The sequence below is a fragment of the Bacillus sp. MMSF_3328 genome, from assembly GCF_030733525.1.
GTDB classification, from domain to species: Bacteria; Bacillota; Bacilli; order Bacillales; family Cytobacillaceae; genus Bacillus_AB; species Bacillus_AB infantis.
In genome coordinates, this window is sequence record NZ_JASHIV010000008.1 from 159004 (window position 1) to 175001 (window position 15998).

The 15998-nt window shown below is 43.0% G+C and carries 9 protein-coding genes and 1 pseudogene; 7 read left to right on the plus strand and 3 right to left on the minus strand.

All coding sequences use genetic code 11. The features are described 5' to 3' along the window. Window positions 1-100: 100 nt before the first annotated feature. Window positions 101-904 (minus strand): hypothetical protein, encoded by an 804-nt coding sequence (locus tag RBB45_RS15070; RefSeq protein WP_306009858.1) that lies wholly within the window; start codon window positions 902-904, stop codon window positions 101-103. 231 nt (window positions 905-1135) lie between these two features. Here RBB45_RS15070 and RBB45_RS15075 point away from each other — a divergent pair, with 231 nt between their 5' ends. The 4 genes from RBB45_RS15075 to RBB45_RS15090 all read left to right on the plus strand — a co-directional run bounded on the left by RBB45_RS15075 (window position 1136) and on the right by RBB45_RS15090 (window position 7216). Further along, entirely contained in the window at window positions 1136-3244 is a 2109-nt protein-coding gene (locus RBB45_RS15075) for an S-layer homology domain-containing protein (RefSeq protein WP_306009859.1), read from the plus strand. 149 nt (window positions 3245-3393) lie between these two features. Next, window positions 3394-3558: a YwzD family small protein gene (locus tag RBB45_RS15080; protein WP_156917022.1), complete on the plus strand. Its 165-nt coding sequence runs from the start codon at window positions 3394-3396 to the stop codon at window positions 3556-3558. A 210-nt stretch (window positions 3559-3768) separates the two neighbouring features. Beyond that, window positions 3769-5037: an S-layer homology domain-containing protein gene (locus tag RBB45_RS15085; RefSeq protein WP_009792950.1), complete on the plus strand. Its 1269-nt coding sequence runs from the start codon at window positions 3769-3771 to the stop codon at window positions 5035-5037. A 172-nt stretch (window positions 5038-5209) separates the two neighbouring features. Further along, window positions 5210-7216: a phosphodiester glycosidase family protein gene (locus RBB45_RS15090; protein WP_022544415.1), complete on the plus strand. Its 2007-nt coding sequence runs from the start codon at window positions 5210-5212 to the stop codon at window positions 7214-7216. Window positions 7217-7328: 112 nt separating this feature from the next. Here RBB45_RS15090 and RBB45_RS26320 read toward each other — a convergent pair whose 3' ends face one another. Next, a complete protein-coding gene (locus RBB45_RS26320) occupies window positions 7329-8399 on the minus strand; it encodes an S-layer homology domain-containing protein (protein WP_371931597.1) in 1071 nt (356 codons plus the stop codon). Next, window positions 8373-9032, minus strand: a pseudogene (locus tag RBB45_RS26325) (C39 family peptidase); the annotation flags it as partial. The pseudogene RBB45_RS26325 and the gene RBB45_RS26320, both read right to left, overlap by 27 nt. Window positions 9033-9196: 164 nt before the next feature. Between RBB45_RS26325 and RBB45_RS15100 the strand changes: the two are divergent. From RBB45_RS15100 to RBB45_RS15110, 3 genes are all read left to right on the plus strand, one after another. Continuing rightward, window positions 9197-10642 (plus strand): MBOAT family O-acyltransferase, encoded by a 1446-nt coding sequence (locus RBB45_RS15100; protein WP_306009861.1) that lies wholly within the window; start codon window positions 9197-9199, stop codon window positions 10640-10642. 12 nt (window positions 10643-10654) lie between these two features. Beyond that, the gene (locus RBB45_RS15105; RefSeq protein ID WP_022544413.1) at window positions 10655-11737 is read left to right on the plus strand and encodes a hypothetical protein; all 1083 of its coding nucleotides are present in this window, start codon (window positions 10655-10657) and stop codon (window positions 11735-11737) included. A 291-nt stretch (window positions 11738-12028) separates the two neighbouring features. Beyond that, window positions 12029-15541: a S8 family peptidase gene (locus RBB45_RS15110; protein WP_306009862.1), complete on the plus strand. Its 3513-nt coding sequence runs from the start codon at window positions 12029-12031 to the stop codon at window positions 15539-15541. Window positions 15542-15998: the final 457 nt, after the last annotated feature.

Consider the following 15998-nt stretch of genomic DNA (forward strand, 5'->3'; position numbering starts at 1 on the left):
ACCTAATTAGGATACATAAAAATACTAAAATGGAAAAAAGTTATCCTGCAAACCTTTTTCCCAATGAAAAAAGAACAAACCTGTGTGGTTTGTTCCAATTTTATAGTGCACTTTTCGCTTTATCAAGCAGTGCGCTCTCTCTTGCTTTTTTAGCATTCTCATATTTGGTTTTAAAGGTTGCCGCATGGGAAGAACTGAATCCGTTCTTTTTCAAGTCCTGCTCTAATGCCGCATAAACATATTGGAAAGCTCCATCAGTACTATTCTCTAAAGCGTGGCCAGCCTCACTGTACTTACGGTAAAAATAAGTAACAGATATGGATTCATCGTTCGCTTTCTTTGTGTGATATTCGCTCACTGCCTGTGAAACCAGTGAATTAAGCCGCTCATTTGCCTGGCTTTCGAGCGATTCAAAGGTCGGCTGGTATTTTTGCTTTATGCTTGCTACGGTTACTGGATTATCTTTTTTAGCATCAGGTTCTGTGCCGGCACCTTTATTTCCAGCTGTGGCGGGTGATTGGGTTTTAGGCGAAGCTTGCTTAGATCCATTCTGAGCAGCTTGTGCTTGTTTCCCGGCCTTCTCGGCTGTTCCAGAAGAAGTCCCCGCTTCTGCACTGGTGGAAGTGCCAGAAGCAGCCCCGCCATCGCTGCCTTCGCTGGAATCAGCAGTTGATTCATTATCAGTACTGGCTTGTTCCCCATCTTCACCAGGAAGGACAATATCGTATTCCTGATCAACTATTTCCTCGACTTTTGCATCAGCCACATCGTACGTTTTTATTTTTAGAAAATAAAGTAACGTCCCGCCTCCGCCAATCAGAAGAACTAGAAAAGTGATGAATATATATTTCCAAACCTTGCTCCTGCTATTTTTCTTTCTCTTTCTTTTTCTCTTACCTTCCATGAACGTGAAGTTCTCCTTTCAGATTCAAATAATAAAATCTTACCATATAAAATAGGAAAGAAAAGAAAAATATTGTAAAATATAAAGTGTTTTACAATATTATATAGATAAATATAACCAGAACCATTGAATAAGTTAAACCGATAAAGTATGATAGTACTAGATTTTCCGCTCCTTCAAAATATATACATATTTTACATAGGAAGTAAAAAATAAGAGGTGCAGTATTTTATGAAGAAATATCCATTCAGCAATAAAACCGTCAAAGCCATCCTGGCTGCGACTATCGCTTTTTCACCGGTTGTCACAACAGGCATTTTCACAGCGTCAGAAAAAGTTGAGGCTGCCGAAGCTACATCCACTGATGCTTTGAACAGAATGACGCTGATTTACAGCAATTTCTCAACCGAAGAGAAAGCTGTTTTTAATAAGGCTGCTAACGGACTTAGCTCTTTTGGAGCTGGAGATTGGACAGCTGTGCTGACTCCAGCAACAGCTCAAAAGATTAATGACCAATTAGGTGATTTAGACGCACCATTGAATAAAGTTACAGCCGAGGGCATTGCAAAAGAATTATCCTTGCTTGTTTTTACCGCTAATTCTGCTAATCTTGATACACAGTTAAACGACTTTAAGGAGTCTGATGAAGGCCGTGCGTTTGAGGAAATTGTCGGAACTGGCTCTATTGACACTGTTCTTGAGTTCCTTGTTGATTCGGAGAAACTTCTGTGGGAAAAATACCTTAGCAAGAACCTTGCAGACTTATTTGAAGTAATACTAACAGGTTCTATTGAAGGTATTACCGCTGAAATAAGGGATGAACTGCTAAATTCTAATACAAAGTATAAAGAATTGAATAATAAGCTAGCTTCAAAGATGGGAACTAGTCTTGAAGGTATCTTTGATATTAAAGATAATATTAATAATAAGTTAGTTTCGAAAAGTATTCTGAGTTCAAATGATTTGGATACATTAAGAGGGGCATTCATTATGGCTGCCAAAAAGGCTGGTAACCCTAACACACCATCGTCTGGAGGCGGAATCGGCGGAGGCGGCCCAGTCCCAACCCAGCCGTCTAACCCTGGCCAAAACGACGTAACCCTTCCGGCTGATTCGTCTGTCATTGAAAAGGTGACGAACTCTTCAGGTGTGACAGAGGTTGTGACAAAGGTTGTACCTGAGAAGGTGCAGGAAATCGTGGCTGCCATTACTTCTGAAAAGAGCGTCGTACCAATTACACTTGAGAGCGTTGGTGCAGGAGAGGATGTTAAAGCAGAAGTTCCTGCTTCCCTTTTCAGCGAAGCATTGAAAAAGAATGCCAAAGCGGTTGTTGCTGTCCGTACGGAGGAAGCATCTTATAATCTGCCGGTATCAGAAATCAATGTCAGTGCCCTTGCGAAAAAGCTTGGTGTCAGCGAAAGCAGCTTAAGCCTTACAGTAGCTGTCAATGTGGTAGACCCAAGCAAAGTAAGCGGTACAGTTACAAAGAATAGCCTGAAGCTTGCTTCAAATGTTATCGAGTTTTCCGTCCAGGCTGTATCAGGCAGCAAAACTGAAACGATTTCTGTCTTCGGTTCTTATGTAGAAAGAAACATTGTTGGAAGCAAGACGTTTAATGCTGAAAAGTCTGTTGCAGTTAAGTTGAATGACAATGGAACATTCTCAGCTGTCCCAACACTGTTTGACGGCAAAACTGCAACAGTGAAGTCATTGACGAACTCTAAATATACAATTGTGGAAAACGATGTTACATTCCCTGATGTTAATAATAAGAGCTGGGCAGAGGAGTATATTGAAACCCTTGCTTCGAAATACATCATTAAAGGGAAAGAAACAGGCAAGTATGATCCGGCCGAGCATATGACACGAGCGCAATTTGCCGTTCTCCTGGTCCGTGCATTGGGTCTTCCCGGACAAGCATATGATCATACCTTCAAGGATGTAAGCGGAAAAGAGTGGTTCAACAAAGAAGGCGAATTGATGGCGGCAGTTAAATATGGCGTTATTCAAGGCATCGGCGACGGCACTTTTGCTCCTAATGAAAAAATCACACGTGCCCAGGCGGCAGCCATGATTGAGCGTGCCATGAACATTAAATTCTTGAACTATGATAAATCTCAGCTTGATAAGTCGAAAAAGCTGTCTGACTTTAAAGATGCGAAGAAAGTCGGCGGTTGGGCTCAAAAAGGTGTAGAAGCCGTTTACCAGGCTGGCATCGTTTCAGGTAAGCTGGATGGAAACTATGATCCTAACGGATATACCCAGCGTGACCAAATGGCTAAGATTCTGGCTAACTTCCTGATCTCTGCCAATCTGATGAACGATACAATCAATAAATAATCACTGGAGACGCTGGAAGGAATCTTAACTTTCCAGCGTCTTTTTATACAAGTAATCTATTTAATATACACTTGTAATCTGTTTGTTGTTTACACTGCTGCGCTGTTCCTTTATAGTAATAGATATTACGAATTGGAAGGTATATGGAAATGTCTGAAAAACAAAAATACTTCTTTGATATATTGAAAGAGGCGCATAAGAGCGGGACAAGCGACAGCCAGCTTTCGACAGAAGAATTTATCAAGGATCTCCAAAAAAAACTAATTGAAATTTTTCCGCTGGATTCTGGAAACAGAAGTGATACCTCCAGCTAAGCTTAGGCAGTTCAAGATTATAATGAACTGTCTTTTTTTTTGCCATAATTAATTAATCCGAGAGAATACTGGAATAAATAATAGGTATTATTTACATGTATTACAAAATCTTTAAATTTGTTAAGATATCATTGCAAACCCTTTTATGCTTATATAAAGCACGAGGGCGCAATCATACTTATATAGTTTCTAACAGGAGGAAACAAGAACATGGCAAACGCATTTCAAAAATTTGCTGCTGCAGGTACAACTGCTGCAATAGCAGTAGCAGCAGTTGCTCCGGCAGCTTCAGCATCAGAATTTCATAATTTTAAGGATGTCAGCTCTAATTATGATGAAGCAGTTACCTTTTTCTATTTAGCGGACATTATTAAGGGGAAGTCTGATACTGAGTTTGGCACAAATCTGAACCTTACCAGAGGCGATGCTGCAGTCATCATGGCTAATGCCCTGGATTTAGATACAAACAATGCACCTGATGCAGGATTTACGGATTTAATTCCAAGGATTGAAGGCGCTGTCAACGCTTTAGCTGCTGAAGGCATCATTTCTGGAAAAGATAAAAAGACATTTGCTCCGAACGAACCGCTTTCAAGAGGAGCTATGGCGAAGATTCTTGTGCTCGGTTTTGGACTGGAGGATTTTGCGGCTGACACTCCATTCACGGATGCTGTTGGTGTCTTCGGCCCTTATATTGAAGCCATTTACGGTGCTGAAATTACAAACGGGAAAACAAAAGATTCATTCGGAACCAACTTGAAGATTACGAGGGGCGAGTTCGTTAACTTGCTATATAAAACCTACGAAGCGGTATTTGAGAATATGTACATGCCGCTTGCTGAGGAAGTCACCGTAATTAATTCCACTTCATTTACTATAGCTTTGGATGAAGCCGCTCCTGAGGACTATACTGCTAAAGATGTATATAGCCTTTTCTATGTAGATGTTGAGCTCGCTGGTGACTTCGTCATGGAGTTAAAGCCTTCAAAATTGAGTTTATCGGCAGACCGCAAGACGTTAACAGTAGAACATAACGATTTGGCAGGGAAGCAGGGATGGCTGTATGTTGATGACGTGGAAACCGCATTTGATTTTGCGCCGCCGGCAGCAGGTGTTGGTTCTATCACGCTTGAAGGCGTAACAGCCCCGGCAGTTTTCGATTTTAATGGGGGCACTGCTGCCTCAGTTGTTCTTCCTGCATCGAACGGTACTGCTAATCTTAATGCTATGGAAATGACAGTTGTCGACAGCATTTCTGCAACACAGGTTGAAGTGACGCTGAAAAGCACAGATGTAGAGTCTGTGAAAGCTGGCATAGGAGCCAACTGGGGGACATTGACTCATACGGACGGCAAATGGAAGCTGATCGATCATCCAAAATATGATGTTATTCCTGCCGGAAATTATGTTCTGGAGGCTCCGTTTACAGATCAGTCTAACAACACAACAACTCTTACTTTAAATGTAAAAGTTCAGTAACAAGAAAGAAGCCGCCGATGCGGCTTTTTTTTTTGACATCATATTGCGCTTGTAGAACCATAATATACCAATTGTTTTCTTCCGAGTTCAATCGACAAAATCTATGAAAATATGGTAAAACTATATGGTAGATACATAAATTGGTACATTTTATAAATCAAGGGGGCAAATTGTGTTAAAGAAAAAGAAGTTGATTTCTGTTTGTTTGTCATTCGCGCTTGCTGTACAGGCTGGTTCCTTCCTGGCTCCGGGCATGGCTGCCTCGGCCGCAGAGGCTGAACAATTCCAGGTTTCACCTGGAGTGAAGTATAAGGAAAATCGTGAGGTTATTAATTCCTATAATCAATCTATTAAATTTCTTGAAGTAAATATGGCAGATCCATATACAAAGCTTGATCTTTCCATACCTTTGCCGCTCAATACAATCTCAACTGTTTCTGCTCAGGCGAAGCTTAATCATAGAGAAGGAAATCGTGTGGTAGGTGCGGTTAATGGATCGTTTTTTGACATGAGCACAAAGTTGCCGATGTACTTGATTTCATACCGTAATAAAGTAATGAATACAGGGATCATCGCTACAGGCTCTGATCAGTATGTCAACAAGCCGGTGGCTTTTGGCATCAACAGTCAGGGCAAGCCGCAGATTGAGTCTTTCAATCTTTCGATGTCTGCTGTTCATAATAATCGTACAGTGAATATTACCAGCATGAATAAAATAAGGAATTATGATGACCTTATTTTGTTTACGCCGGAATACGCAAACGGCTATACGAATACAAACCAATATGGGATGGAAGTCGTCTTCTCCAATGCTTCTAAAAACAGGGACCTTGAGTTCGGTGATGTGATTACAGGCACAGTCAGCCAGATCCGCGCACACGGCGACATCACGAACACCAAAATCCCGGAAGACGGATTTGTTCTTTCTGCCCACGGTACGAGCCTGCCGGCGTTAAAAGAAATGAAGCCCGGTGATACCGTAGAGATTGCCATCAATATTGATGATAAATGGAAGAACTCTGAATATATGCTGGCGAGCGGCCCGCTTCTTGTCAATAATGGCAAGGTCGATCTGGGGATGGATCCCAACAGCACAAGGGCAAGGGAAAGGGCCCCCCGAACCGCTGTAGCCATCGATAAAACGATGAGTAAAGTATTCCTGGTGACTGTGGATGGAAGGCTGGCAGAAAGCAAGGGGATGAACCTTACCGAGTTCGCTCAATATCTTGTGAAGCTGGGAGCCTATAAAGCTCTTAATTTGGATGGAGGCGGGAGTACGGCCATCATCGCCCGCAAAAACGGCAATGACTTGGCCACACTGATGAATAAGCCGTCTGATGGCAGGGAAAGGGCTGTATCCACTTCCCTTCAGGCAATCAGCACAGCTCCTCTTTCAGAGCCAAAATTCTTGAATGCGGCATTATCCGCTTCAGGGGAAATTGTGAAAGGATCATCTTTAGCTGTCAATATAACCAGTGTTCTTGACCAATTTTATAATCCGCTTCCGAAAGATCCTTCCAAATTGAAACTGAGCAGTACAATCGGTGAAGTCTCTGGGAATATAGTAAAAGCAACGACAGCGGGAACCGGAGTGATAACAGCTTCTTATGGGAACGCAGTGAAGCAAATCCCGATCACTGTAGTGGAAGAGCTGGCCAAGTTCTCCGATGTCGGCTACAGTTCACCATACTTTGATTCTGTTGCTTTCCTGACAGATGGGAGAATCATTAATGGATATAATGATGGAACTTTCAGGCCGGGAGCATCATTAACAAGGCTGGATGCAGCGCTGCTGATAGCAAGGGCACTTAAGCTGGATACTGCCAATGCCCCATACGCAGGCTTTGCGGATGTACCGAAGGAATACCGTTATGCCAAGGAAATCTCAGCTGTCGCAGCTGCAGGAGTGATAAAAGGAAAGGAAGGAAATCTATTTGATCCGAATGCCAACCTGACCAGGGCTGAAATGGCCGTAATACTCCAAAGGGCCTTTAAGCTGACAGGCAATGCCCCTATCCGATTCTCTGATATGCCTCCTTCAAGCTTTGCTTACGAAGCAGTGGGGTCTTTGATTGCCAATAAGGTGACAGAAGGGTTTAAAGACAATACCTTCCGGCCTGGCGACACGGTAAACAGAGGACAGTATGCATTATTCCTGTACAGGATTTTAAGCAGATAAGCCGGTCGTTAATGCTCTGCTAAGCAGCTGACCCAGCCGGAAGTAGACTGCAGCAACATAGAAAAACCTAAAAAAGGAACACCTCCCAAATATAATAGAGGTGTTCCTTTTTTTATTTCCTATAGGCGCGCGCCAGGAGACTTGCGAATTCCGCTCTTGTAATCGAGCTTCCGGGGGAGAATTGGCCGCTGCCATTCCCTTTTGTGATATTATTCTGTGCCAATGCCTGAATCGCCTCATAAAATCCATGATCGGGCGGAACATCGGTGAACACGGGATCGGCGGGCGTGTAGTTTAACTTGTACCCCAGGGCAATAACCCTGGCGAATTCTTGCCTGGACATTTCGTCATTTGGCCTGAAAGCTTCAGAGTCTGATAGAATGCCAGCCTGGACAAGCTTCATCACGGAACTGTAAGAAAAATGATTCGCAGGGAGGTCCTTAAAGGCTGCCTGGAACCCGCCCGCTTCAGGGAGGTCAATTGACCTGTCCAGCATGACTGCTGCTTCCGCTCTTGAGATGCTGGCATTCGGCCTGAAGGAGCCGTTGCTTTCACCTTTTATGATTCCTTCTCTCTTCAGCATGCTGATATCATCCCTTGCCCAATGCTTATATATATCTGTAAACCACAGTTTTTCCATCGCTCGGGTCAGGAAGACGGAAAACTGTGCTCTTGTCACCTGGTCGTTAGGCTTGAAGGTGCCATTAGAATAGCCGGAAGTGATACCGTACTCATAAATCGTTTGTATATATGGCAGTGCCCAGCTTGCATCCGAAACATCAGTAAATTGCTTTGTTCCAGACAGCGGGAGCTTAAATGCCATTGTTAATATCTTGCTCATCTCTGCCCGGGTCAGGGCATTCGTGCCGGAAAAGGCTGCCCCGTCCTGGAGGATCCCTTCTTCTACAAGTGCTGAAACAGCTTTGTACTCTGTATTCGTAACTGAAAGATCTTTAAACGAAGGACTCTTCCTGTTCTCGAGAGGAAGATTGAGCACCCGTGCTGTCATGATGGCCTGCTGGCTGCGTGTAATGCTGTCATTTGGTTTGAACAATCCATTCTTATAGCCGTTTATGTATTCAAGCTCTGAAAATCTATTAATCTCTTTTTCTGCCCAATGTCCAATTGTATCGGCAAAAAAATGTTGGTTCTTAGGATAATAGCTGATCGCCTGTCTGCCCATCTGCACCCAGGAAGCTTCAAAGTTTTTACGGCTGACCGCCCGGTTTTTGGTTTTATAGAGCGGGTCATTGATATACACATACTGTGAATCATAGCCTGTCACCAGAACACTGTGCTCTCTGTATGTAATGCTGACCTTCCCTGTGCTGGTGTTCCATGTCTGAAATTGCGAAGTGGGAAGCGCTCTGAAGCGTGAGTTGGTAATGACCCAGACTGTAGAACCCTTATCTATCATTTTATATATGTAAGAAGGAGCAAGCCCTGTTAAATTAACGGTTCTTCCTGGCAGATAATCTTCTGCAAGCTCTGCTATAGGGCCGTTATATACGCCGTAGCCGGGAAGGGAATATGTATACATGTTTCCAACGAAGCCGTCGTATGGATTTCCGTGGAGCCCGTTCTGTTTAAATGGAACCTTTTTGATCTGCTTGGCCAATGTCATTTTATCCGCTTTGGCACCTGCATCCAGCAGCATCATGGCAAGGCTTGTCACCTCACAGCCCCTTGGCAGCTCCGGCAATTGTTTTATATGGGGGGCATCCAGCAGCTTCTTGGCTAAAGCCTCTTCCTCCAGGAGGGCAAGAGTGAAAATAAATCCTATCAACACCGTAAAAAATAGTTTTCTTAAGTGCATTACAGCCTCCTTAAATGTTTTAGCGCATTGATGAGAAAGCTTTTTAAGCAGGCTTTATCAACGAGCATAGGAATCGTAGCATTTTTCGGCAAAGTATGACAACTGCCTTTATATCTAGTATAATTGACCAGTAAAACTTACAACTTAACAGAGGTGCAGGCAAATTGCTTTTCAATTCTTATGAATTCATTTTTTATTTTTTGCCAATTGCTTTTTTGGGATATTTTTTTCTTCACTATATGAAGCAAGGGACAGCAGCCAAGTTGTGGATTGTCGCAGCTTCCCTGTTTTTCTATGCCTGGTGGAACATAAGCTATCTGCCGCTGATTTTGATATCCATGCTGGTTAACTTTGCAATAGGGACCTGTCTTGGGGGAATGGAAGAGATCAAGAAAAGAAAGATTGTATTGACCCTGGGAATTGTATTCAATGCCGGCCTGCTCGGCTATTTTAAATACACAGACTTCTTCCTATCCTCTCTCAATACATTTGCAGGAGATGCATTCCCGCTGCTTCATCTGGCTCTTCCGCTTGCCATAAGCTTTTTTACCTTTCAGCAGATCGCCTATCTGGTTGACAGCTACCGCTATGAAACGAAGGGCTATAAACTGCATGAATATATGGTTTTTGTGAGCTTTTTCCCGCAGCTGATTGCCGGTCCGATTGTGCACCACAGTGAAATTATGTCAGAGTTCCATAAAGAGGGAAGCGGCCGCCTTCAGGCGAAGAATATAGCACTTGGCCTTTTTATTTTCGGGATTGGACTATTCAAAAAAGTCATGATTGCCGATTCTTTTTCAGTATGGGCCAATGATGGCTACAGCAGGATTTCCGAATTGAATTTTGCGGAGTCATGGATCGTCTCCTTATCTTATACGTTCCAGCTTTATTTTGACTTCAGCGGCTATTGCGATATGGCTGCGGGTGCTGCCCTGCTTTTCAATATCAGGCTCCCTATTAATTTCAATTCTCCGTATAAGTCTCTTAATATCCAGGATTTTTGGCGGAGATGGCATATGACGCTGGGCCGTTTCCTGACGCACTATATCTACTTTCCGCTTGGCGGGAATAGAAAAGGGCCGTTCAGGACTTATATCAATATTATGATCATCTTTTTAGTGAGCGGTTTTTGGCATGGGGCAGGGTGGACCTTCATCTTTTGGGGATTCCTTCACGGGGCTGCCTCTGTGGTATACAGGTGGTGGAGCAGGAAGGGCTTCAAGATGCCGGCAATCCTCGCCTGGTTTATCACCTTCAATTTTGTCAATATGGCTTGGGTGTTTTTCCGGGCCGAAAGCTTTGCTCAGGCTGTCCTTATGCTGAAAATCATGTTTGGGTTCATCAATTTTGAGCTGCCGACAAGAGCTGCAGCAGTGCTCGAGCCGTTGACAGGGCTGAACCTCATGCCGGACAGGGCTATGTTTTACACGTTTCCGAGCTTCATCATGATTATATTGGCCTTATTCATTGTGACTTTAAGACATAATTCCTTTGAAATGATGCACAGATTCAAGCCTTCAGCGTTCAATATGGTTTTTCTGGCCATCATTTCAATTGTGTCGATCCTTCAGCTCGGCAAAATCTCTGAATTCCTATATTTCAACTTTTAAGGAGCAATGACAGTGGAAATGTCGTATAAGCGATTTATAACAGGTTTCTCTCTTATATTTATTGTCCTGGCTGTCATTCTGATGGGACTGGTATATGTATCAGATCCTTATGTCTACTACCACAAAGAAGGCATCTATAAACGTACATTCATAAAAAATTTTAATATGAGATACCAAATGGCAGGGATGATCCGCAATCTCGATTATGATACCGTGTTTATCGGTACCTCAATGGCGCATAATTTCAAGGAGGAAACCATCGACAGGAAGCTCGATGCAGCATCCCTCAATGCCTCCATATCCGGGTCTTCGGCTCATGAGCAGAAAAAAGCTGCAGAGCTCGCCGTCAAATCAAAGGACATTAAAAAGATTTATTGGGAAATCAATTATGATTCTCTGGCAGGCGAACCTGACAGGAAGGATGCTACTTTTCCCGAATATCTTTATGACAGAAATATCATCAATGATCTGCCGTACCTGCTCAGCTATGATGCCTTGAAGAAAATAGACTATCAGTATCATAACCAAGATAAAGTGAATATGGATGCTGATCCGCGGTCCTATTACAAATTTGGTGAGAAAAGGCCGCCTCTTACAGTCAGCGGGATGAAGGAGCAGCTGGAAGGAATATCCGCTCCGCCGGCCGCATCGCATAATACAGAGAGCTATATGGAAAGCTTCCGGACCAACATGCTGTCCATGGCAAAGAAGCATCCGGATATAGAATTCACCTTTTTTTATACACCATATCCAATCACACGGCATGTGGTTGTAGATGAAGGGAAGCCGGTTATTACAGCAGACAGGCTTCAGGTCAAGAAGGATATCTTTAAAGAACTTGATTCTTTAGGAAATGTGGAAGTTTATGATTTCCAGGATGAATCAGAGATAACCTTCAATGTATCCAATTATATGGACAGATCGCATTACTTCCCCTATGTAAACGATTGGATGCTTGACGAAATGAGCAAGGGGAACAGCATTAAAACCCTGGCAGAATACGACCAGAAAATCAGCAATATGAGAGAGCAGATCAAAAATTTCAAATATGCACAGCTGAAAGAAAATAGCAGTGAAACGGCTATGAGTAAATAAGAAGGCATCCGGTCGGATGCTTTTTTTTTTGAAGAATACTATGAAGCTTGAAGAGGAGCAAAGCAGCCCGGCGGGTCCCTGTCAATTCTGCTGCTAATACCATAGTTTTATAAATGAAACTTTTTTCATTCCCATCCGTCTATATAGTAGGAATATATTGGTTTAATATGTATATATTTACTATTGTGCTTAACTGCAGGGAAAATTTCTTGTGAGAATCTTGTATTCCTGTTTTAGGAAATTCAGGGTTGAGAGTTTAGAAGAAAACAGATGCTATTAGGGGGAAGAGTTATGGGGGAATGGAAGAAAAGCTTTGCCTCGATTGGGCTGAGTGCTGGTTTGCTGGCGGGAGCAGTTCTGGCTCCGGTTAATGTGCTTGCAGAATCAAAGGGCGGACAAAAGGTCAGCATCGCTTCAAATTTGAAAGATCATCGTTTGCTGAAGGACAAGCTGGAAGCCGGGGAAAGGCAGCTGGTCAGTGAAGATACGCTTATTATTAAATATAAGGGAACCATTTCGGCGGCAGAGCACAAGCGGATGGGTTCAATTGTGATAAAACAGATAGCAGATTTAAACTATTCAGTGGTCAAGGTTCAGGATAAAAAGAAGCTTAATGAAGTGATTGGCAAATATCAAAAAAACAGCAAGGTCCAGTCGGTCAGCCCTGCTGTTATGTACAAGCCTCTCGGGCTTCAGGATCCTAAGCTTGGGGAGTCTTATCATTTAACAATGCTTCAAGCAGAAAAAGCCCAGAAGCTTGCCGGAAAAAATAAAGTGAAGGTAGCAGTCATTGACCAGGGTGTTGACAGCAGCCATCCTGATTTGAAGGGGCAGCTCCTTTCAAGCTATAATACGGTCAATCCAATGAATCCGGGAATGCCAGATTTTCACGGGACACATGTTGCTGGGATCATTGCCGCCAAAAAGGATAATGGAGTCGGTGCATACGGGATAAATCCCAATGCCCAGATCTTGCCGATCGATGTGTTTGACAGGGGCTGGGGTGCTTCCGACTATGCAATTGCCCAGGGCATTATGCAGGCTGTCAAAAGTGGTGCCAAAGTGATCAACATGAGCCTTGGCGGTCCGATGAAGTCGCCAATCATAGAGGAGGCTGTCAAAAAAGCTCTCGCAAAAAATATTACCATTGTAGCGGCTGCCGGGAATACCGGTGATGACACCATCAGCTATCCTGCGGCTTATGAAGGGGTCATCAGCGTATCTGCCGTAGATAAGTACAAAAAATTAGGAGACTTTTCTTCCTATGGCCCATCGATTGATGTAGCTGCACCTGGGGCTGATGTATACAGCACCATCTACGAGCCGGAGAAGAAGTCAACCTTCAGAACGCTGAGCGGAACATCAATGGCCTCACCGATGGTAGCTGCAGCTGCGTCACTTCTTTTGTCCAAGAATCCAAATCTCACCCCGGCCCAGGTCGAATATATCCTGGAGCACACGGCCGATGATCTTGGAACAGCAGGCTACGATGTTAAGTTCGGAAGCGGTCTAATCAACCCGGTTAAGGCGCTTCAATTTGATATCAAGAAAGTTCCTTCCATTGTGAATAAGGCAAAAAGCCCAAAAGAAGTACAGACCGCTGCAGAAACCGTGGACAGCAGCAAAAAAATTGTAAGAAAAGGGACCTTAACCAAGCCTTATGAAGAAAAGTGGATCAAGTTCAATATCAAAGAGGGAGAATACATCCAGGCTTCTCTGCTCGGTTCCAGCCAGTATGATTATAAAATGATGATCCATTTCTATTCTCCAAAAGGCGCGAAAGAAATAATAGATGTTAATAAAGTAAGAGAAAATAAAACGGAAGGAAAGCTGGTAAAAGCGCCTTTCACAGGAACTGTGGCAATTGGCGTAAAAGATGCAAATGGAAGCTATGATGATTCGGCTAAGAAACTTTCACAATATGAGCTGAATGTTGAAAAGCTTACGGTCCTTCCGGAAGATGAGTCGACAGCGGCGAATCCATTAAAAGTGGATACTCTGCCTTATGACTCCAAGAAAAGCCTGACCTTCATAGGCGAAAACGGCGATGATGACTATTTAAGCTTCAAAGCTGAAGGGGAAGAGCAGCAGGTGATTAAAATTACGTCGACAGGTGTTGCTGGAATAGACTCAACCATCAGCGTGTATCCTCTTGACATGATCTTCCCCGGGGATATGGGAGAGATGAGCGAGGAGGAGAAGGAACAGTATATCTATGAACTCCTTGAAGGCGAGGAACCTGTTGAGCCTATGCATTATGTCAATTCGAAAGGACGCGGTGAAGGGGAGGTCCTTACCTTTACAGCTGATCCTGGCATGGAGTATCTAATCAAAACTTCCAGCAAAAAAAGCAATTACTATGGAATATATGATTACTATATGAACTATGAGCTATTTGAAGAGGATGATGAAGTAGAATCTTCCATTTATCCGTATTCAGTGAAGATTGAAGGAAAAGTTCTTCCTCCGGATGAAGACGGCCTGCCATTCTATGATGAAGGAAGCACTGAAGAGAAAGTCGGATCTGCCAGCAGCGGCTTGGGCACACTGGAACAGAAGAGGAATACCTTCCGAGCAGCAGCGGAAGAGGATTCTTACGAAAATTATGTGGCAGCAATACAGGAGATGGCTCTGCCATATAAAATCGGGGGGACGGCTTCAGGATACCTGCAGACGTTCGAGGATGAAGACTGGTTTAAGCTCGAACCGTCAGAGACAGGCATTTACCAGTTTAGTATGCTGAACAGCACTGACATACCGATGCTTGAAATCTATCAGGTTGTGAAGGAAAAGGATGAAGAAGGAACAGAGCATACGTATCTGAATCAGATTGGATCAAATATCAGCTATAATATGTTCATTGATACAGATAAATCTCTGTATACCGGCTTGAAAAAAGGTGAAAATTATCTGGTTAAAGTGAATACAAATTACTATAGCAATCAGATTTCTTTTTCTCCATTCCAGTTCACTTCAAAGCTGATTGTAAAAAATCCTCAGGATAAGTATGAGGATAATGATAAGATGGAAAAGGTGAAGGATCTGCCTGGCATGACAGTCCAAGGCAACTTTGCGATGCCGGGTGACCAGGATGTATTCTATCTGCAATCCAAATCAGAGCAAATCTATGGAATCACCTTGGAAAAAGGAGAGGTGCCGGCAAGCCTGAAGAAATATCCGAAGGAACTGCTTGGCAGCTTCTATGGATTCGTTGCAGTCATTGAAGACAAGAATAAGAACCGAAAAGTGGATGAAGAAGAGTATAATTATATTCAATATATCGAAAAAGGCATTGATTATGGAAACACGTTTGGTTCTTTTAAAGCGGAAAAAGGCAAGAATTATATTCTGGCCCTCTCCAGCTTCACAGATTCTGCTGTTCCGTTAACCCTTGTCCCGTATAAGCTGACTTTGGCCTCAACAAATAAGAAGGATGAAGATGCAGGAAACAAGGTTCGGAACAATATTGCCTCTAAGCCGGTTAAACTGAAGCAAAAGGGCAATATGTGGGAGGCCAGCGGATATTTGAATGCGGGCGTGCCAAATGGAGATGAAGACTGGTATGAGTTTACCCTCAAAAAGGACAGCAGCGGAAAAATTAAGCTTGAAACCGGAATCGAATCTGACGGGAAAATGGCTCTTTATCAGAATGGAAAGCTGGTATCTTCTGCTGATTTTTATCCTGAGGGAGATGCAGAGGTACTGAGCGTGAATATGAAAAAAGGAACCTATCAAATCAAAGTAAATGATTATTTCCGAGGGTCCACAATTAAGCCTTATAAGCTGAAAGTATATCTGAAATAAGTGATGGAAAGCGGCTTTGAATCAAAGCCGCTTTATCCTTTCCCGCATGAGGAGAGGGACCTGAAATCTTGTTAAATCCCCAGTTATTATCAGTTGTGATCCTACTTCATTTTTATGGTATAAGGACTAATATTTTCATATTTTAACTTGTATATGATAAGTTATATGTTAAAATAAATATGTAACAAACCTGTTTTGTAAACTACTATAAATGGTTGTGGCCGGGGATGAGTACCTATTTTAATGGGTGCTCATTTTCTTTTATTTGAATGTTTTTTTAATAGAAATGCGTGTGAAAAAAACAATAAGGTTAAGAGCTGAAGCCTGACAGCTTCTTCCAGAATGCTGGCATCATCCCGTGGAGCATATAGCAAAATATGCTGATGGACATGCATAGTCACCGCATTTTCTTGCAGTAAGCTGAAAAAACCCTCCCCAGCCGGGAAAGAAGGCAGGG

Bases quoted from the DNA above. Each gene is read 5' to 3' on its own strand.
- RBB45_RS15080 (WP_156917022.1), top strand. From the start codon at position 3,394: ATGTCTGAAAAACAAAAATACTTCTTTGATATATTGAAAGAGGCGCAT.
- RBB45_RS26320 (WP_371931597.1), bottom strand. From the start codon at position 8,399: ATGGGCAGACAGGCGATCAGCTATTATCCTAAGAACCAACATTTTTTT.
- RBB45_RS15070 (WP_306009858.1), bottom strand. From the start codon at position 904: ATGGAAGGTAAGAGAAAAAGAAAGAGAAAGAAAAATAGCAGGAGCAAG.
- RBB45_RS15075 (WP_306009859.1), top strand. From the start codon at position 1,136: ATGAAGAAATATCCATTCAGCAATAAAACCGTCAAAGCCATCCTGGCT.
- RBB45_RS15085 (WP_009792950.1), top strand. From the start codon at position 3,769: ATGGCAAACGCATTTCAAAAATTTGCTGCTGCAGGTACAACTGCTGCA.
- RBB45_RS15110 (WP_306009862.1), top strand. From the start codon at position 12,029: ATGGGGGAATGGAAGAAAAGCTTTGCCTCGATTGGGCTGAGTGCTGGT.